Raw genomic sequence first — 16804 nt, 5'->3', positions numbered from 1 at the left:
CGATCCCGGCCGTGGGTCCGGGGGAGGAGAGGGGGGCGGCGGGTCAGAGGAAGGTGCGGCCCTCGCCCCGGTAGGTGGGGACCTCGTCCACGACCTCGTCCCCGTCGATCAGGTGCAGGCTCGCGAAGCGCTCGCAGAGCTCGCCCGCCTTGGCGTGCCGGAACCAGACCCGGTCGCCGGCGCGCAGGTCCTCGGCGGCCTGCCCGATGAGGGGGGTCTGCACCTCCCCGGCTCCCTCGTCGGCGTCGTAGCGCAGCCCGCACGGCAGGTAGGGCTGGGGCAGGCGGCTGTCGCCGGGGGCGCCGGAGGCGGGGTAGCCGCCGCCGAGGACGGTGACGACGCCGGGGGAGGGGCGGCGTACGACGGGCAGGGCGAACAGGGCGGCGGGCCGGCCGGTGAATCCCCGGTAGAAGTCGAACAGGCGGGGGTGGAAGAAGCCGGATCCGGCGGCGATCTCGGTGACGGCCCTCTCCCTGGCGGTCTTCTCGATGCTGCCGGTGCCGCCGCCGTTGACGAACTCCAGGTCGGTGATCTGGCGGACGGCCTGGACGATGCGGCCTCTGCGCGTGATCAGCTCGCGCCGGGACCGGGCCTGCATCAGGCGGACGGCCCGGGTCAGGACGGGGTTGCCCGGAGGGTCGTCGCCGACTCCGGCGATCTGCGCCTCGTACGCCATCAGGCCTGCGAGCCGGAATCCGGGCCGTTTCGCGATCTCGGTGGCCAGGTCGGCGGCCTGGCCGATCTCGCGGATGGGGGAGCGGCGGACCCCCGCCCTGAACCGGCCGCCGAAGGCGAGATAGCCCGCGTCGACGTCCAGGCAGAGCCGGATCTCGTGGCGGTCGTGGACTCCGGAGACGGCGGACTCGATGAGGTCCAGGTGCTCGGCGTGGTCCACCATGATCGTGATCTCCCGTGCCGCGACCGGGCCGGCGGCCAGCTCGGCGAGCGCGGCGCGGTCGACGGTGGGGTACGCCACGAGCACGTCCCGCATCCCGGTGGAGACGAGCCAGAGGGCCTCGGGGAGGGTGAAGGCCATGATCCCTGTGAAGCCGTCCATGGCGAGGACGCGTTCGAGCACGGCCCGGGACCTGATGGACTTGCTGGCGACCCTGATCGGCTTGCCCCCGGCCCGGCGGACCATTCCCTCGGCGTTGGCGCGCAGGGCGGGCAGGTCGAGGACGGCGAAGGGAGGATCCAGGTGCGCTGTGGCCCGGTCGTAGCGCTGGCGGTCGTCCATGTTCGCAGGATAACCCGGCTCCCACGAATATGAGCAATGTTCATATTGCTGGACGGGTGGTCAATGCTCCCGCCAGGAGGACCTCAAGATCGCGTAAGTGGGTGGTTGATCCCCGGCCCGCTCCTGCCCGGACGCGTACACATGACCGAATGACGACTACTCTCCAGGACATCCTGGCGGGCTCGGGAGGCACCGGCGGCGCGGGGACCACCACCGGCGGCTCGGGAGGCAAGGCGGCGGCCGAGCAGTTCCAGGACGTCCGCCGCAGGTCGGTGCGGTTGCTGCGGCCGGGAAGGACCCCCGCCGGTGTCCCCGCGGCCATGATGGTGTCCGCCGTGCTGGTGGTCTCGGCCTCGGTGACGGTGGGCCTGCTCATGGAGTCGCCGGTCGCGCGGGTTCCCTACCGGCGGCTCGTCAACGGGGCCGGCGCGTGGAACTGGTCGGATCCCGCCACGTTCGCCGCGTCGACGCTCGCCATGGCGGCGGGCCTGGTGATGCTCGCGCTCGCCGCGCTGCCGGGCCGGACCCGGCTGGTGCCGCTGGAGTCGGGGGATCCGCACATGGTGATCGGCATCACCAGGTCCGGGCTTCGCCGCACGCTGCGGGAGGCCGCCGAGGCGGTGGACGAGGTGAACGGGGCCCGGGTCCGGCTCACGTCGCGGATCGTCGAGGTCACCGTGTTCACCGACGCCGAGCGGACCGGGCCCGTGCTGCGCCGGGTGGGCGCGGCGGTGGGGGACCGGCTGTCCGGGCTGGGCGCGATGTGCGCGGGTGACGTCGTCGTACGGCTGCGCAGGAAGAAGGCGCGATGAGGCCCTACCTGGGCAACCGGATCGGTCTGGCCGTCACCGGGGCGGTGCTGGTGTGCGCGGGACTCTACGCCTTCCTGCGAGGACGCGGTGACATTCCCGGCCAGTCGCCCGGGGCCAGGCTCGTGCGCAAGGGGTTCCCCGGCTGGCTGGCCGCGCATCCGTGGCTGGGCTGGCTGGTGGCGCTGCTGCTGGTGGCGCTGGCACTCCTGGCGGTGCGGTGGCTGCTACACGCCCTGGGATGGGGACGGTGGGGCAGGCGGTCCGGGACGGGGACCGCCATGCTCGGGGTTGCTCTTAAAGAAGTCGAAGGGCTCACCCGTGTCCGCGTCAGGTACGTACGGCACGAGCGGCTGCGCATCGGGGTGGGCTGCGCGCCCGCGACCGATGTCGGCAAACTCGTGGCCCGGCTGAACAGGGACGCGGTGGGGAAGGTCCGACGGGCGCTCGGGGAGGTAGAACTCGGCGTGGTGGTTCGCCTGCACGTCCGCCGCCGCTGACCCTCCGGACACCGGCCGCTCGCCCGTCGCGCCGTACGCGGGTCGCTCGGCCGTTCCTCCGGACGCCGGCCGCTCGCCCGTCCCTCCCAGCACCGGCCATTCGCCCGTCATGCCGTACGCCGGCCGTTCGCCGGTGACGCCGTACGCGGGTCGCTCGCCCGTCGCGCCGTACACCGGCGGCTCCGTCGTGCCCCCGTACGCGGTGCCTCCGTACGCGCCACCCCGGTGCGCCTGCTCGTCGTACGACCCCGGCCCGTACCCCGATTCCCCGACGGGGCTCGCGTACACCGGCCGTTCGGCCGTCGTGCGGTACGACGGGTCCTCGTCGCCGGGGCCCTCGTACGGCGGGTCCTCGTCCGGTTCCCCGGCCGTCGCCTCGGGCGCGTTCTCCTCGTGCCTGGCCCCGAAGGCCAGTCCGGCGGCGAGGCAGGCCAGCGGGAGGGCGGGGATGACGTAGCGGTGGTCGAAGGCCGCGATGAAGGGCGGCAGGACCAGCAGCATGGTCCCCGCCGCCCAGGGCAGCAGCACCGCGCCGCCGAGCCGCCGCAGCCGCATCAACACCCCGACCAGGCCGACCAGCAGGATCACCGCGAGGTACGGGCCCCGCACGAAGGCGTACTCCTGGTAGCCGCGCAGCCAGCCCGCGTACGGCTCGACCATCACCGGCGCCCCCGACGAGCCCTGGTAGGCCACGGTCAGCTGCTCGGCGGTCTTTCCCTGCGAGGCGGCCCCCGAGGAGAAGGGCCGCACGGTGTCGGGGAAGACGTAGGCGCTCTGCGGCCCGGGGGCCGGGTAGACGCGCCGGTTCCAGTCGAAGATGTGGGCCGCGTCGTCGAGGCCCGCCCGCAGGAAGTCGAACGGCTGGGCCATGATCGCCTGGGTGGCGAAGGCGCCCGCGAGCGCGTCGCGCTCCGCCCAACTGCCCTTGACCTTGTTCAGCGGCGACTCGCCGTCCCAGATGTAGACCGGTGGCGCCGGGCGCTGTCCGAGCGGCTCGACGGGGCACAGGGCCGCCTCGGGACCGGCCGGGTGGATCCTGGAACAGTCGGCGAAGGTCATCGTCCGCGCCCAGAGGAAGGCGTTCCCCCTGGTCAGCCCAAAGCTGCCGTGCTCGGCCCGAAACCAGGCCGCGTACGAGCCCAGGCCGATCGCGGCGGCCAGCGTCGCGGCGACGACCGCCCGCCATCCGGCCCGGCGGATCAGCATGCAGACCAGCGCCACGGCGATCAGCGGCAGCCCGATCGTGCGGGTGACGGTCGCCGCGGCCAGCAGCGCTCCGGCCAGTGCCGCGACCCATACCGCGGGGCGCCGCCGCCACAGCAGCAGCGTGACCGCCAGCACCGCCAGGAACTGGAAGAGCAGGTCCGCCATGACGAGGTGTTCGAGCTGGAGCTGGTAGGCGTCCAGCAGCACCGGCAGCGCGGCGAGCGTCGCGCCCCACCCCGGCAACCCGCCCAGCCTGCGCAGCAGCAGGTAGACGCAGACAGCTACGGCCAGTCCGAGCAGGTGCTGCACCGCGACCACCGCGGGAACGCTGGACAGCGGCTTGAGGATCCACAGGAACAGCGCGTAGCCCGCCGGGCGGGACTCCAGGGGGCGGGGGTCGAGCCCCGCGTTCAGGTAGACGAAGGAGTCGGCCCAGAACCACAGGGCGGGCCGGTAGCCGAGCATGGCGAGCAGCCGCAGGCCGCCGCCCGCCAGCAGGGCGGTGATGAAGAGCCAGTGCGACCCGAGGAAGCGGAGCACCCGCAGGGGGCCGGAGGGGTTCGCGGGGCGCTGGGAGCGACGGGAACGGCTTGCCAGGTGCGTTCCCGTTACCACCGCGACCTCCCGAGTCCCGCGCACATGGCCACCCAGCATAGGCGTGGGATCGGGGGGTCTTGCACGTGATGCGAAATTTGATAGGGATTGAGGTCAGCACTCGATGACGTTGACCGCGAGCCCTCCCCGGCTGGTCTCCTTGTACTTGTCGAGCATGTCGCGGCCGGTGTCGCGCATCGTCTTGATGGCCTTGTCCAGCGAGACGAAGTGGCGGCCGTCGCCGCGCATCGCGATCCTGGCGGCGGCGATGGCCTTGATCGAGGCGACCGCGTTGCGCTCGATGCACGGGATCTGCACCAGGCCGCCGATCGGGTCGCAGGTCAGCCCCAGGTTGTGCTCGATGCCGATCTCGGCGGCGTTCTCGACCTGCTCCGGGGTGCCGCCCATCACCTCGGTGAGCCCGGCGGCGGCCATCGAGCAGGCCGAGCCGACCTCGCCCTGGCAGCCGACCTCGGCGCCGGAGATGGAGGCGTTCTCCTTGAACAGCACGCCGATCGCCCCCGCGGTCAGCAGGAAGCGGATCACGCCCTCGTCGTCGGAGTCCTTCGTGAAGCGGTCGTAGTAGGTGAGCACGGCCGGGATGATGCCCGCGGCGCCGTTGGTGGGCGCGGTGACGATGCGGCCTCCGGCGGCGTTCTCCTCGTTGACCGCGAGGGCGAACAGCGAGACCCAGTCCATCGTCTGCAGCGAGTCCTTCTCCGGCGACTCGCTGCGCAGCTGCCGGTGGAGCTGGTGGGCGCGGCGGCGGACCTTCAGGCCGCCGGGCAGCACGCCCTCCTTGCCGATGCCGCGCCGCACGCACTCGCTCATGACCTGCCACAGCACGAGCAGCTGGGCGCGGATCTCGGCCTCGGTGCGGCCGAACGCCCGCTCGTTCTCCAGCATCAGCCCGGAGATCGACAGCCCGGTCTCCGCGCACTGGGCGAGCAGCTCCGCGGCCGTGGTGAAGGGGTACGGCAGGACGGTGTCGTCGGGTTTGATCCGGTCGGCGCCGGTGGCGTTCTCGTCGACGACGAAGCCGCCGCCCACCGAGTAGTAGACCTTCTCGCGGATCGTCTCGCCGGACTCGGACAGCGCGGTGAAGCGCATGCCGTTGGGGTGGCCGGGGAGCGAGATCTTGCGTTCGAAGACGAGGTCCTCGCCGATGACGAAGGGGATCTCGCGGGAGCCGTACAGGGAGAGGGTGCCGGACTCGCGCATGGCGGCGAGCCGCTCGTCGACCGTGTCGACGTCGACCAGCTCGGGCTTCTCGCCGGACAGGCCGAGCAGCACGGCCTTGTCGCTGCCGTGGCCCTTGCCGGTCAGGCCCAGCGAGCCGTACAGGACGGCGCTCACCCGGGCGGTCTTCTCCAGCAGCCCGTCCTGGTGGAGGCCGCGGGCGAACTTGTGGGCGGCGGCCATCGGGCCGCCGGTGTGCGAGCTGGACGGGCCGATTCCGATCTTGAAGAGATCGAAGACGCTGATCGTCATCTGAATCCTTCCAGCGTGGACGGCCACGCGCGCCCGGAGACGCGCGTGGCCGTGACGCGAGGGGGGAGAGGCTTAGGACTCACCCGAGGTGAGCGCGGCGTACTCCTCCGGCGACAGCAGGTCGTCGGCGGAGCCCTCGAGGCGTACGCGGAACAGCCAGCCGTCGCCGTAGGGGTCGCCGTTGACCAGCGAGGGGTCGTCCACGACGGCCTGGTTGACCTCGACGACCTCGCCGGAGACCGGCGCGAAGATGTCGCTCACCGACTTGGTCGACTCGACCTCGCCGACCGCGTCGCCGGCGGCGATCGCCGAACCGACCTCGGGGAGGATCTGCACGAAGACCACGTCGCCCAGCGCCTGGGCGGCGTAGGCGGTGATGCCGACGGTGAGGGTCAGGCCGTCATCGATGCCGGAGATCCACTCGTGTTCTTTGGTGTAGTGCAGTTCCTCGGGAATGCTGCTCATTTTTTCCTCCTGTAGAAAGGCAGTGCGACGACCTCGACCGGCTCGTGGCTGCCCCTGATGTCCACGGCCAGTCCTGACGACAGGCCGTTGTCCACGTAGGCCATGGCGATGGGCCTGCCCAGTGACTGGGAGGGCGCCCCGCTGGTGACCTCGCCGACGACCGTGCCGTCGCCGGCGACCACCACCGGGTACCCGTGCCGGGGCACCCTGCGGCCGGTCGCGATCAGACCGACCAGGCGGCGGGACGGCGGGACGTCCTTGCGTGATTCGAGGGCGGCCCGGCCGACGAAGTCGCCCGGCTTGTCAAACCTCACCACACGGCCCAGCCCGGCGTCGAACGGGGTCAGCCCGGCCGACAGCTCGTTGCCGTAGAGCGGCATCCCGGCCTCCAGGCGGAGGGTGTCGCGGGCGGACAGGCCCGCGGGGATCAGGCCGTGCGGCGCGCCCGCCTCGGTGAGGGCGGCCCAGAGCGGCTCCGCGTCCTCGGCCGCGACGAACAGCTCGAAGCCGTCCTCGCCGGTGTAGCCCGTACGGGCGACGAGGGCCTCGCGGCCCGCGACGACGGCGGGCAGGCCGGCGTAGTACTTGAGCCCGTCGAGGTCGGCGTCGGTGAGCGCGCCCAGGATCTCCGCGGAGCGCGGGCCCTGGACCGCGACCAGCGCGTACCGCTCTGAGCGGTCGTCCACCGCGGCGTCGAAGCCCTTGGCGCGGCCGGTCAGCTCGGCGGCCACCCGCGGGTAGTTGGAGGCGTTGGCGACGACCATGAACTCGGCGGGGGCGAGCCGGTAGACGATCAGGTCGTCCAGCACGCCGCCCTCGGCGTCGACGATCATCGTGTAGCGGGCGCGGCCGGGCTCCAGCGCGGACAGGTGGCCGACCAGCGCGTAGTCGAGGGCCTCGGCGGCCTGCGGTCCGGTCACGAAGATCTCGCCCATGTGGGAGAGGTCGAACAGGCCGGCCGCCTGGCGGACCGCGTTGTGCTCGGCCGACTCGCTGCCGTAGCGGAGCGGCATCAGCCAGCCCGCGAAGTCGGTCAGCGTCGCGCCGAGGGACTCGTGCACGCCGCGCAGCGGCGTAGGTCGGGACATGTGCGCACCTCAGACAAGGGACAGATGAGAGCATCCTCCCCCTCTGTCGTCGGTGCCTGAGAGTTTCATCCGGGTTTTACCGGACTTTCACCTTCGGCGAGGCCGTGGGACCTGCTTTCCAGAGGGCACCTACCCGCACGGTCCTTTGCCTTGAGAGGTTCGCGGGGAGGGCTTGCTCCTTCAGGGGTCCTGGCCTGGGTGTCAGGACGCTCTCCCGCACGGGATTCATCGGTGTCAGCGGCCAGCCTAACCGCCCGAACCGGCCGAGCGAAATCCCCTCGCCGCCCCGAACCGGCCGGGCGAAATCCCCTCGCCATCCCCTCGCCATCCCCTCGCCGCCCCGATCCGCGCCGGTCAGGGGGTGGCGTGGCGTACCAGCGCCTCGAACAGGGCCGACTCGTCGTCGGTCTCGGGGTGCCACTGGACGGCGACGGCGAAGGGGTGGTCGTCCACTTCCACGGCCTCGATCGTGCCGTCCTCGGCGTGGGCGGTCACGCTCAGGCCCGCGGCGAGCCGGTCGAGGGCCTGGTGATGGTAGTGGGCCACATCCACGGTCTCGGCCCCGAAGATCTTCGAGGTCCGGCTGCCGGGGGCGAGCCACACCGGCATCCTGCCGTAGCGGCCGGGAGCCGGGGCGTGCCCCGGGTGGCCGACCACGTCGGGCAGGTGCTGGTGCAGGGTGCCGCCCAGCGAGACGTTCAGGACCTGCATGCCCCGGCAGACGCCCAGGAAGGGAAGGCCCCGCTCCAGGGCCGCCCGGACCAGCCCCAGCTCCGCGTCGTCGCGGAACGGCCGGACGTGGCCGGTCCGCTCGTGCGGCTCCTGCCCGTACCGCTCCGGGCCGACGTCCCCGCCGCCGGCCAGGATCAGCCCGTCCAGGCGTCCCGCCAGCGTCGCGGGGTCGCCCGCCGGGGGCAGGATCACCGGCTGCCCGCCCGCGCGGGCCACGTGGTCGACGTAGTCGTACGGCAGGAGTGCGGTGGTCGTCTCCCAGACGGTGAACCGCGCGGGCTCGACGTAGCAGGTGATGCCGATGACGGGACGGGACATGATCTCCTGTTTCGCCGCGCTTGCACCGAGGTCCCGGCACCGTGTGCCCATCCCGGCGCCCTCCCGCACGTTACCGGCCCCGGCGAGCCCCGGCGAGCCCCGGCACCGGTGGGGGGCGGGAGGGGTGCGGGCGGCGCCGTGGCGGGTGGCGGGAGTTAAGTGGTTAAGCGAATCCGCCGCCGGGGAGGTGGCGAAGCCACCGCCGCCGGTGTCGTCGCGAGCGCGGGCGTTCCGCCGTGCTCCGGCGATCACGGCGGGTCACCGGCCGCCAGGGAGAGCGTGGGAGATCGAGACGAGCGTAGTAGGGTGCGCAGCGGAAACGCGTCGAATAACCGGTTCAGGTGGGGGTCTCGTGAAGCGACCGACGATCGCCGACATCGCTCGTCGCGCGGGGGTGTCCAAGGTCGCGGTCTCCTACGCGCTGAACGACCGGCCGGGTGTGTCGGAGGCGAGAAGGAACACCATCAAGGCCATCGCCAGGGAGATCGGCTGGCAGCCCAACAGCGCGGCGCGCGCGCTCAACGGGGCACGGGCCCGCGCCGTCGGCCTGACCGTGTGCCGCCCGGCGCGGGTCCTGGGGATGGAACCGTTCTTCATGGAGCTGATCAGCGGCATCGAGAGCGAGCTGTCGGCCCGCTCCTACGCCCTGCTCCTGCAGGTGGTGACCGGCCACGCGCAGGAGGCGGAGGTTTACCGCAGGTGGTGGGGAGAGGGACGCGTCGACGGCATCATCCTGGTCGACCTGCACTTCGCCGACCCGCGCATCCCCGAGATCGAGGAGCTGGACCTGCCGGCCGTGGTGATCGGCCATCCGTCGGAGACGGGCTCGCTCGCCGCCGTCTGGTCCGACGACGGCGCGGCCATGCGGGAGACGGTGGAGTATCTCGCCGCACTCGGCCACCGCCGGATCGCCAGGGTCGCCGGGCTGCCCGCGCTGGTGCACACCGCCCTGCGCGATCAGGCCTTCACCGCCGCGTGCGACGAGCTCGGCCTGGCCGGTCACTCCGTCGTGCACACGGACTACACCGGCGAGGAGGGCGCGCGGGCCACGCGGCGGCTGGTCAGCGGCGCGAACCGGCCGACGGCGATCGTCTACGACAACGACATCATGGCCGTCGCCGGGCTTTCCGTCGCGCAGGAGATGCGGCTGGAGGTGCCCGCGGACCTGTCCCTCGTGGCCTGGGACGACTCGCCCCTCTCCCAGGTGGTGCGACCGGCCCTGACCGCTCTCGGCCGGGACATCCCCCACTCCGGGGCGCAGGCCGCGCGGAGCCTGCTGGCGCTGATCGCCGGTGAGCACGTCACCGGCGTCCGGACCGAGACGGCCCGGCTCACGCCGCGGGGCAGCACGGGCGTTCCGGGACGCCGGTGACCGACGCCGCCACCCCGTGACGGCACGGGCGTGCCGGGACGCCGGTGACGGGCGTCGGAACGGGGTGGCGGACGGCGTGGGCGTGCCGGGATTCCGGTGACGGGCGTCAGAACGGGGTGACGTACGCGCCGGAGATGCCGCCGTCCACCAGGAACTCCGAGCCGGTGATGAAGCTGGCGTCGTCCGAGGCGAGGAACGCCACCGCGGCGGCGATCTCGGACGCCTCGGCGAACCGGCCCACCGGGATGTGCACCAGGCGGCGCTGCGCCCGCTCGGGGTCCTTGGCGAACAGCTCCCGCAGCAGCGGAGTGTTCACCGGCCCCGGGCACAGGGCGTTCACCCGGATGCCCTCGCGGGCGAACTGCACGCCCAGCTCACGCGACATGGCCAGCACCCCGCCCTTGGACGCGGTGTAGGAGATCTGGCTGGTCGCCGACCCCATCACGGCCACGAACGACGCGGTGTTGATGATCGACCCCTTGCCCTGCCGCCGCATGTACGGGATGGCGTGCTTGCAGCACAGGTAGACCGAGGTGAGGTTGACCTCCTGGACCCGGCGCCAGGCGTCGATGCCGGTCTCCAGGATCGAGTCGTCGTCCGGCGGCGAGATGCCCGCGTTGTTGAACGCGATGTCCACGCTGCCGTAGGTGTCGAACGCGGCCTGGAACGCGCGGGCGACGTCGTCCTCGCTGGTCACGTCGGCCCGCACGAACAGCCCGCCGACCTCGTCGGCGGCCGCCGCACCGGTCTTCTCGTCCAGGTCCACGCACACGACGCGGGCGCCCTCCTCGGCGAACCGGCGCGCGGTGGCCAGGCCGATCCCGCTTCCGGCGCCGGTGATGACGGCGACCCGGTCCTGCAAACGCAGCATCGCTACTACTCCTCGGAAATGAAGACGTTCTTGATCTCGGTGAACGCTGACAGGGCGTCGGGGCCCAGCTCGCGGCCGAGGCCCGACTGCTTGAAACCGCCGAACGGGGTCCAGTAGCGGACGCTCGAATGGGAGTTGACGCTGAGGTTGCCCGCCTCGACCGCCCTGGCCATCCGCAGCGCCCGGCCGACGTCGCGGGTCCAGATGGACCCGCTCAGGCCGTACGGGGTGTCGTTGGCGATCCGCACGGCGTCCGCCTCGTCGTCGAACGGCACCACCGACACCACCGGTCCGAAGATCTCCTCGGTGAACGCCCGGTCGTCCGCCGACCGGGGCGTCAGGACCGTCGCGGGGAACCAGAACCCCGGCCCCGGCGGGCACGCGCCCTGAAGGTGGGGCGGTTCGGTGACGAAGGAGGCCACCCGGTCCCGGTGCTCGGCGCTGATCAGCGGGCCCATCTCGGTGGCCTCGTCGCGGGGGTCGCCGACCCTGACACCCAGCACTGCCTCCCCGAACCGGGCCAGGAACTCGTCGTGGACCGAGCGCTCGACCAGGATCCGGGAGCGCGCGCAGCAGTCCTGGCCCGCGTTGTCGAAGACCGCGTACGGCGCGGTCGCCGCCGCCCTCTCCAGGTCGGCGTCGGCGAAGACCACGTTGGCGCTCTTGCCGCCCAGCTCCAGGGTGAGCCGCTTGACCTGCCCGGCGCAGGTGGTGGCGATCTCCTTGCCGACCTCGGTCGAGCCGGTGAACACGATCTTCGCCACGCCGGGGTGCTCGACCAGCCGGGCGCCCGCCACCTCCCCGGCCCCGGGCAGGACCTGGAACACCCCCTCGGGCAGGCCGGCGGCCAGGGCCAGCTCGGCCACCCGCAGCGCGGTCAGCGGCGTCCACTCGGCGGGCTTGACGATCACGGTGTTGCCCGCGGCCAGCGCCGGGGCCGCCCCCCAGGTCATGATGACCATCGGGAAGTTCCACGGCACGATCACGCCGACGACGCCCAGCGGCTCCCTGAAGGTGACGTCCAGCCCGCCGGGCACCGGGATCTGCAGGCCGTGGTCGCGCTCGGGCGCCCCCGCGTAGAAGTCGAGCACGTCGGCGACGTTGCCCGCCTCCCAGCGGGCGTTGCCGATCGTGTGCCCGGAGTTGGCGACCTCCAGCAGGGCCAGTTCCTCCGCGTGCTCGCGCACCAGCGAGGCGAAACGGCGCAGCAGCCGGGCCCGGTCTCCCGGGCCGACGTTCCGCCAGGTCGCGAAGGCCCGCCTGGCACGCTCCACGGCCCGGTCGGTCTCGGCGGCGTCCGCCATCTCGACCTCGGCGACGACCTCTTCCGTCGCCGGGTTGATGATCTTCATGTTCACATCCGTTCGAATCCCCGGAAAAGCTCCCAGTCGGTCACCGCCGCGTCGAAGGCGGCCAGCTCGACCCGGGCGTTGTTCGCGTAGTGCGCCACGACGTCCTCGCCGAAGGCGGCCGTCGCGAACTCGGAGCCCTCCCAGAGCTCCAGCGCGTCCCGCAGCGTGCTCGGCACGGTCTCCGCGCCGGACGAGTAGGCGTTCCCCGTGAACGCGTCCTCGAGCGGCAGCTCGTTCTCGATGCCGTGCAGCCCGGCCGCGACGAGCGCCGAGACCGCGAGGTAGGGGTTGACGTCGCCGCCGGGCACCCGGTTCTCGATCCGCAGCGAGGGGCCGTGGCCGACCAGGCGCAGCGCGCAGGTCCTGTTGTCCACGCCCCACTTGACCGCGGTGGGGGCGAAGCTGCCCGGCACGTACCGCTTGTAGGAGTTGATGTTCGGCGCGTACAGCAGGGTCAGCTCGCGCATCAGCGCGATCTGCCCGGCGATGAAGTGCCGGCCCGCGGCCGACAGGCCGTGGGCCCCGGAACCGGCCATGACCGGCTCCCCGGCCGCGTCCCGCAGCGAGATGTGGATGTGGCAGGAGTTGCCCTCGCGCTGGTTCGGCTTGGCCATGAAGGTGATCGCCATGCCCTCCTGGGAGGCGATCTCCTTGGCGCCGTTCTTGTAGATCGAGTGGTTGTCGCAGCTGGACAGGGCCTCGCCGAAGCGGAAGGCGATCTCGTGCTGGCCGAGGTTGCACTCGCCCTTGGCCGACTCGACGTACATGCCCGCGCCCTCCATGCCGAGCCTGATCCTGCGCAGCAGCGGCTCGACCCGGGCGGTGCCGAGGAGGGAGTAGTCGACGTTGTAGAGGTTGGCGGGCGTCAGGTCGCGGTAGCCGCGGCGCCAGGCGTCCTCGTAGGTGTCGCCGAAGACGACGAACTCCAGCTCGGTCCCGACGAAGGCGCCCCAGCCCCGCTCGTCCAGCCGGGCGAGCTGCCGGCGCAGGATCTGGCGCGGCGAGGCGGTCACGTCGGAGCCGTCCTCCCAGACCAGGTCGGCCATCACCAGGGCCGTCCCCTCCTGCCACGGCACGCGGCGCAGAGTGGACATGTCAGGCTTCATAACAAAATCGCCGTATCCGTGCTCCCACGACGACATGGCGTACCCGTCGACCGTGTTCATGTCGACGTCCACCGCGAGCAGGTAGTTGCAGCCCTCGGAGGCGTGCCGCAGCACCTCCTCCAGGAAGTAGCGCCCCGACAGGCGTTTCCCCTGGAGGCGCCCCTGCATGTCGACGACCGCCAGCAGCACGGTGTCGATCCGCCCTGCCCGCACCTCGTCGTGGAGTTCGGTGACGTCCACATGCCCTCCTCGTCGGGGTCCTATTGGGCTAGTGTCAGACCATTGACGTGTAGCGGGGGGAGCCTTGTCAAGGGCCGGAGGGGATAATTGGACGAGGTGTCGCGATTGACCGCCGTGCTGCGGCCGGTGCGCGCGGGCAACGCGTTCGAGGAGACCGTGGAGCGCCTGCTCCAGGTGATCAAACTGGGGCTGGTGGCCGAGAAACTGCCGCCCGAGCGGGAGCTCGCCGCCCAGCTCGGCATCAGCAGGGTCACCCTGCGCGAGGCCATCCGCGAGCTGCAGGACGCGGGCTACCTGGAGGTGCGCCGCGGCCGGTACGGCGGCGCCTTCCTCACCTACGACCCGCCCCGCCCGCACCGGGACGACCTGCGCAGGGCCGTGGCCGACATGGGCATCGACGACCTGTCCGACGCCCTCACCTTCAGGATGGCGGTCGAGTGCGGCGCGGCCCAGGTGCTCGCCACCACCTCGCTCACCGAGGAGCGACGCGAGGCCCTGCGGGAGAGGCTGCGCGAGGTCAACGCGGCCGGGCCCGACGACTACCGCCGTCTCGACACGGCCTTCCATCTGGCCATCGCCGAGCTGACCGGCTCCTCCCTGCTCGCCGGGGCCTGCGCCGACGCCAGGCTCCGGGTCACCGACCTGCTCAACGCCATCCCGGTGCTCCAGCGCAACATCGAGCACGCCGCGGTCCAGCACCAGGCGATCGTGACTGCCATCCTGGCCGGGGACCCGGAGGGCGCGCGCCGCGCCGTGGCCGAGCATCTCGAGGGGACCGCGGCGCTGCTGCGCGGGTTCCTCACCTGACGGGAGGGCTCTCTCGCATAGCCTGGGGGGACGGTGGGGGATTTGTTCCGAGAGCGAATCATGGAGACAGGACGGCTGCCGCTGTTCTGTTTCTTCGTCGCGCTGATCGTCGTCTTCCTGCTCACCAGGATCAACGTCCGGCTCATCCGGGCCAAGATCGGCTGGTTCGGCAACGTCAACATCGGTGAGATGCACATCCACCACGTGGTCTTCGGGGTGGTGCTGACCCTGCTCGGCGGGGTGTCCGGTCTCGTCGTCTCGGGCGTCTCCGAGGGCTGGTACGCGGTGACGGCCGCCGTCTTCGGCGCCGGAGCCGCCCTGATCCTGGACGAGTTCGCGCTGATCCTGCACCTGCACGACGTCTACTGGGAGGAGGAGGGGCGCGCGTCGGTCGACGCCGTGTTCATCGCCGTCGCGATCACCGCCCTGCTCCTGCTCGGCCTGCGCCCCCTCGGCTGGGAGGACTACGACAGCGAACCCCGCGGCACGTTGCTGACGGTCGGTTTCATCGTGACCAACCTCGCGCTCGCCGTGATCACGCTGCTCAAGGGCAAGATCTGGACGGGGCTCGCCGGACTGTTCGTCCCGATCCTCCTGGTGCCCGGCGCGGTGCGGCTGGCCCGCCCGGGATCGCCCTGGGCACACTGGTTCTTCGCCCCGGACTCCCGGCGCCCGCAGCCCCGCAAGATGGCCAGGGCCGAGGGCCGCGAGGAGCGCTGGCGCCGCCCGGTGATCCGCGGCAAGATCGCCTTCCAGGAGTTCCTCTCCGGCCGCCACGACCTCCCCTCCACCCGCCGCCGTTCCCGCCTCTGAGCCCGCGCGCCCCGTGGACCTCGGGCGAATGGCGGGCATACTGGGGGACGTGAGTACGCTTCCGTCCCGATGGGACGGCGTGGAGCAGCGCGTCCCCGAATCGCTGGCCGACCTGCGCGGCCCGGCGACGGGGACGGTCGCCCTGCCCGTGCACCTCGGCTGGTCCGGGCTCACCGAGTTCGACCTGGTGAACCCGCTGCTGCGGATGAGCCTCTACCGTACGGTCATCACCGGCGGTGGCCGGTCCGACGCCGAGTCGTATCTGAACGCCGAGCTCCTCGTGGCCGACTGGCCGACCCTGCGCCGGGGCATCGGGCCGAGTTACCGGAGGGCCTGGGAAACCAAGATCGCCGCCCTGGGGTGGCGGCCCGACGCCGGCGCGGGCCGTGACGCCGGGACGGAGACCGGGGGCGGGCGTGACGCCGTAGGGGAAACCGCGGCGGGCCGTGACACCGGGGCGGGCGCCGTGACGCCGGGGTGGGAACGATGATCCTGCCTCCCTTCCAGCAGCGGATGCTGGAGGCCGCGCTGCCCGCCTGCACCCGGTTCGGGCTGGTCCTGGCGGGCGGTTACGCGATGAACGCGCACGGCCTCACCGAACGCCCGAGCAACGACCTCGACTTCGCCACCGCCGCGGAGACGCCGCTGCCCGAGGTCGCCGAGGGAATGGCCGAGGCGTTCAGGGAGGCCGGGCTGGAGGTCACCCTGACGGAGGTGACGCTCCGGATGGGCCGCCTCGTGGTCAGCGACCCGGTGACCGAGCAGAGCTGCGAGTTCGACCTGCTCAGGGAGGCGTTCCAGCGGCAGCCCGTGATCGTCGGCGACGTCTCCGTCGTCTCCCTGGACGACGCGGTCGGCCTGAAGATGCGGGCCCTGCACGAGCGCAGCCTCGCTCGCGACGTCATCGACATCGCCTCGGTCTCCCACCTGTACGGCTTCCGCGAGCTCGAACACCTCGCCCGCCTGCACAACGAGGAGTTCTCGCTCGCCGAGCTGGTGATGCGGCTGGAGTTCGTCGACCTGATCGCCGACGAGGACTTCGAGGCCTACGGCGTGGACGGCGAGCAGATCATGGAGATCCGCCGGTTCGCCTGCGCCTGGGTGGAGGACATCGGCCTGCGCCGCGCCGAGGAGGGCGACGTCGAATACGACGACGTCCCCGACCCCGACTGAGGAAGCCGGAAGCGGGCCGGTGGTGAGGCCGGGGGCCCGAGAGAGGCGGGAAAACTCCTGTGACGCATACTCGGCCGCCCGCCGGGCAGTTGACGGTCCTCTCTGCTGAAGGGTGCTGATCATGGGTCTCATGGAGAAGCTCAACCTGCGCGAAATGAAGGCCAGGGCCAAGCTGAAGCTCGCCGGCCGGACGGGCAACCGCCGGAAGGTGGCCGAGGCCAGGACTGAGGAGGCCGAGGCGAAGCTTCTGAAGACCCAGGACGAGATCCTGGACACCGTCGCGGAGATGCGCAAGGAATACGGCGCCCGCCGCCGCTGACCCCCGCACAGCCACACCGGCCACCGGTGTCCCGCCGACGGGCTCCTCGGAGCCGACTCCGCGTCGGCGGGACACCGGCATGTGACGGACCGCCCCGAGGCGCCCCGTGCCCCTGTGCCCCTGGCCCCTGTGCCCCCTTGTCCCCCCGTTCCCCCTCGCCTCTCCCGCGACCGCGCGGGCTCCCCCTTTCCCGCACTCCGTGCACCCCTTGAGGTCAACCTGGATTGACAACGCCGATGCCGTCAACTTATGTTGACGGCATCGGTTTTTTGCCGACGAAACAGGGCGAGACGCTCGAGATGGGCTCATGC

The 16804-nt window shown here is 71.9% G+C and carries 16 protein-coding genes and 2 riboswitches; of the genes, 7 read left to right on the top strand and 9 right to left on the bottom strand.

The window, feature by feature from the left end; all coding sequences use genetic code 11:
• Positions 1–43 precede the first annotated feature (43 nt).
• Positions 44–1237, bottom strand: a complete 1194-nt coding sequence (locus tag ACTOQ2_RS05945; protein ID WP_440098717.1) for an amino acid deaminase/aldolase — start codon at positions 1235–1237, stop codon at positions 44–46.
• 149 nt (positions 1238–1386) lie between these two features.
• Here ACTOQ2_RS05945 and ACTOQ2_RS05940 point away from each other — a divergent pair, with 149 nt between their 5' ends.
• Positions 1387–2049, top strand: coding sequence for a DUF6286 domain-containing protein (locus tag ACTOQ2_RS05940; RefSeq protein ID WP_440098715.1), 663 nt, complete (start codon positions 1387–1389; stop codon positions 2047–2049).
• A 224-nt stretch (positions 2050–2273) separates the two neighbouring features.
• On the opposite strand, the gene ACTOQ2_RS05935 is transcribed toward ACTOQ2_RS05940, so the two are convergent.
• From ACTOQ2_RS05935 to ACTOQ2_RS05915, 5 genes are all read right to left on the bottom strand, one after another.
• The gene (locus tag ACTOQ2_RS05935) at positions 2274–4367 is read right to left on the bottom strand and encodes a hypothetical protein (protein ID WP_440098714.1); all 2094 of its coding nucleotides are present in this window, start codon (positions 4365–4367) and stop codon (positions 2274–2276) included.
• A gap of 93 nt (positions 4368–4460) precedes the next feature.
• Complete coding sequence (locus ACTOQ2_RS05930) at positions 4461–5837, bottom strand: L-serine ammonia-lyase (RefSeq protein WP_362680148.1); 1377 nt, start codon at positions 5835–5837, stop codon at positions 4461–4463.
• Positions 5838–5909: 72 nt separating this feature from the next.
• On the bottom strand, positions 5910–6302 hold the full coding sequence (gene gcvH, locus ACTOQ2_RS05925; RefSeq protein ID WP_440098712.1) for a glycine cleavage system protein GcvH: 393 nt from the start codon (positions 6300–6302) through the stop codon (positions 5910–5912).
• Positions 6299–7390, bottom strand: coding sequence for a glycine cleavage system aminomethyltransferase GcvT (gcvT, locus tag ACTOQ2_RS05920; RefSeq protein ID WP_440098710.1), 1092 nt, complete (start codon positions 7388–7390; stop codon positions 6299–6301). Before gcvT ends, gcvH begins: the two co-directional genes overlap by 4 nt.
• 33 nt (positions 7391–7423) lie before the next feature.
• Positions 7424–7518, bottom strand: a riboswitch (glycine riboswitch).
• A riboswitch (glycine riboswitch) is annotated at positions 7519–7617 on the bottom strand. It lies immediately after the preceding riboswitch.
• Positions 7618–7744: 127 nt separating this feature from the next.
• Positions 7745–8440 carry a gamma-glutamyl-gamma-aminobutyrate hydrolase family protein gene (locus tag ACTOQ2_RS05915; RefSeq protein WP_440098709.1) on the bottom strand — a complete coding sequence of 232 codons (696 nt, stop codon included), beginning with the start codon at positions 8438–8440 and terminating at the stop codon, positions 7745–7747.
• 352 nt (positions 8441–8792) lie between these two features.
• Here ACTOQ2_RS05915 and ACTOQ2_RS05910 point away from each other — a divergent pair, with 352 nt between their 5' ends.
• Positions 8793–9812, top strand: a complete 1020-nt coding sequence (locus ACTOQ2_RS05910) for a LacI family DNA-binding transcriptional regulator (protein ID WP_440098707.1) — start codon at positions 8793–8795, stop codon at positions 9810–9812.
• 106 nt (positions 9813–9918) lie between these two features.
• On the opposite strand, the gene ACTOQ2_RS05905 is transcribed toward ACTOQ2_RS05910, so the two are convergent.
• Genes ACTOQ2_RS05905 through ACTOQ2_RS05895 form a run of 3 tightly spaced genes read right to left on the bottom strand, consistent with a single transcriptional unit; the run spans position 9919 to position 13381 of the window.
• Positions 9919–10683: a 3-oxoacyl-ACP reductase gene (locus ACTOQ2_RS05905; protein ID WP_440098705.1), complete on the bottom strand. Its 765-nt coding sequence runs from the start codon at positions 10681–10683 to the stop codon at positions 9919–9921.
• Between the two features lie 5 nt (positions 10684–10688).
• Entirely contained in the window at positions 10689–12035 is a 1347-nt protein-coding gene (locus tag ACTOQ2_RS05900) for an aldehyde dehydrogenase family protein (RefSeq protein WP_440098703.1), read from the bottom strand.
• Positions 12036–12037: 2 nt separating this feature from the next.
• A complete protein-coding gene (locus ACTOQ2_RS05895; protein WP_440098702.1) occupies positions 12038–13381 on the bottom strand; it encodes a glutamine synthetase family protein in 1344 nt (447 codons plus the stop codon).
• Positions 13382–13468: 87 nt separating this feature from the next.
• On the opposite strand from ACTOQ2_RS05895, the gene ACTOQ2_RS05890 reads away from it, so the two are divergent.
• From ACTOQ2_RS05890 to ACTOQ2_RS05870, 5 genes are all read left to right on the top strand, one after another.
• Positions 13469–14188 carry a FadR/GntR family transcriptional regulator gene (locus ACTOQ2_RS05890; RefSeq protein WP_440098700.1) on the top strand — a complete coding sequence of 240 codons (720 nt, stop codon included), beginning with the start codon at positions 13469–13471 and terminating at the stop codon, positions 14186–14188.
• 60 nt (positions 14189–14248) lie between these two features.
• Positions 14249–15001, top strand: a complete 753-nt coding sequence (locus ACTOQ2_RS05885) for a hypothetical protein (RefSeq protein WP_440098698.1) — start codon at positions 14249–14251, stop codon at positions 14999–15001.
• 49 nt (positions 15002–15050) lie between these two features.
• Complete coding sequence (locus ACTOQ2_RS05880) at positions 15051–15491, top strand: hypothetical protein (protein WP_440098697.1); 441 nt, start codon at positions 15051–15053, stop codon at positions 15489–15491.
• Complete coding sequence (locus ACTOQ2_RS05875) at positions 15488–16174, top strand: nucleotidyl transferase AbiEii/AbiGii toxin family protein (protein WP_440098696.1); 687 nt, start codon at positions 15488–15490, stop codon at positions 16172–16174. The genes ACTOQ2_RS05880 and ACTOQ2_RS05875 overlap by 4 nt, the downstream gene beginning before the upstream one ends.
• A 130-nt stretch (positions 16175–16304) precedes the next feature.
• Positions 16305–16493 (top strand): hypothetical protein, encoded by a 189-nt coding sequence (locus ACTOQ2_RS05870; RefSeq protein ID WP_440086932.1) that lies wholly within the window; start codon positions 16305–16307, stop codon positions 16491–16493.
• Positions 16494–16804 lie beyond the last annotated feature (311 nt).

It is taken from the genome of Streptosporangium sp. H16 (genome assembly GCF_051918855.1).
Classification (GTDB): domain Bacteria; phylum Actinomycetota; class Actinomycetes; order Streptosporangiales; family Streptosporangiaceae; genus Streptosporangium.
Note: the sequence above shows the minus strand (reverse complement) of the source record. Positions and strands in the feature narration are given on the sequence as shown.

Excerpts from the sequence above, each read along its gene's own strand:
- ACTOQ2_RS05875 (WP_440098696.1), top strand. The coding sequence starts at position 15,488 with ATGATCCTGCCTCCCTTCCAGCAGCGGATGCTGGAGGCCGCGCTGCCC.
- gcvH (WP_440098712.1), bottom strand. The coding sequence starts at position 6,302 with ATGAGCAGCATTCCCGAGGAACTGCACTACACCAAAGAACACGAGTGG.
- gcvT (WP_440098710.1), bottom strand. The coding sequence starts at position 7,390 with ATGTCCCGACCTACGCCGCTGCGCGGCGTGCACGAGTCCCTCGGCGCG.
- ACTOQ2_RS05930 (WP_362680148.1), bottom strand. The coding sequence starts at position 5,837 with ATGACGATCAGCGTCTTCGATCTCTTCAAGATCGGAATCGGCCCGTCC.
- ACTOQ2_RS05945 (WP_440098717.1), bottom strand. The coding sequence starts at position 1,237 with ATGGACGACCGCCAGCGCTACGACCGGGCCACAGCGCACCTGGATCCT.
- ACTOQ2_RS05885 (WP_440098698.1), top strand. The coding sequence starts at position 14,249 with ATGGAGACAGGACGGCTGCCGCTGTTCTGTTTCTTCGTCGCGCTGATC.
- ACTOQ2_RS05870 (WP_440086932.1), top strand. The coding sequence starts at position 16,305 with ATGGAGAAGCTCAACCTGCGCGAAATGAAGGCCAGGGCCAAGCTGAAG.
- ACTOQ2_RS05940 (WP_440098715.1), top strand. The coding sequence starts at position 1,387 with ATGACGACTACTCTCCAGGACATCCTGGCGGGCTCGGGAGGCACCGGC.
- ACTOQ2_RS05915 (WP_440098709.1), bottom strand. The coding sequence starts at position 8,440 with ATGTCCCGTCCCGTCATCGGCATCACCTGCTACGTCGAGCCCGCGCGG.
- ACTOQ2_RS05905 (WP_440098705.1), bottom strand. The coding sequence starts at position 10,683 with ATGCTGCGTTTGCAGGACCGGGTCGCCGTCATCACCGGCGCCGGAAGC.
- ACTOQ2_RS05900 (WP_440098703.1), bottom strand. The coding sequence starts at position 12,035 with ATGAAGATCATCAACCCGGCGACGGAAGAGGTCGTCGCCGAGGTCGAG.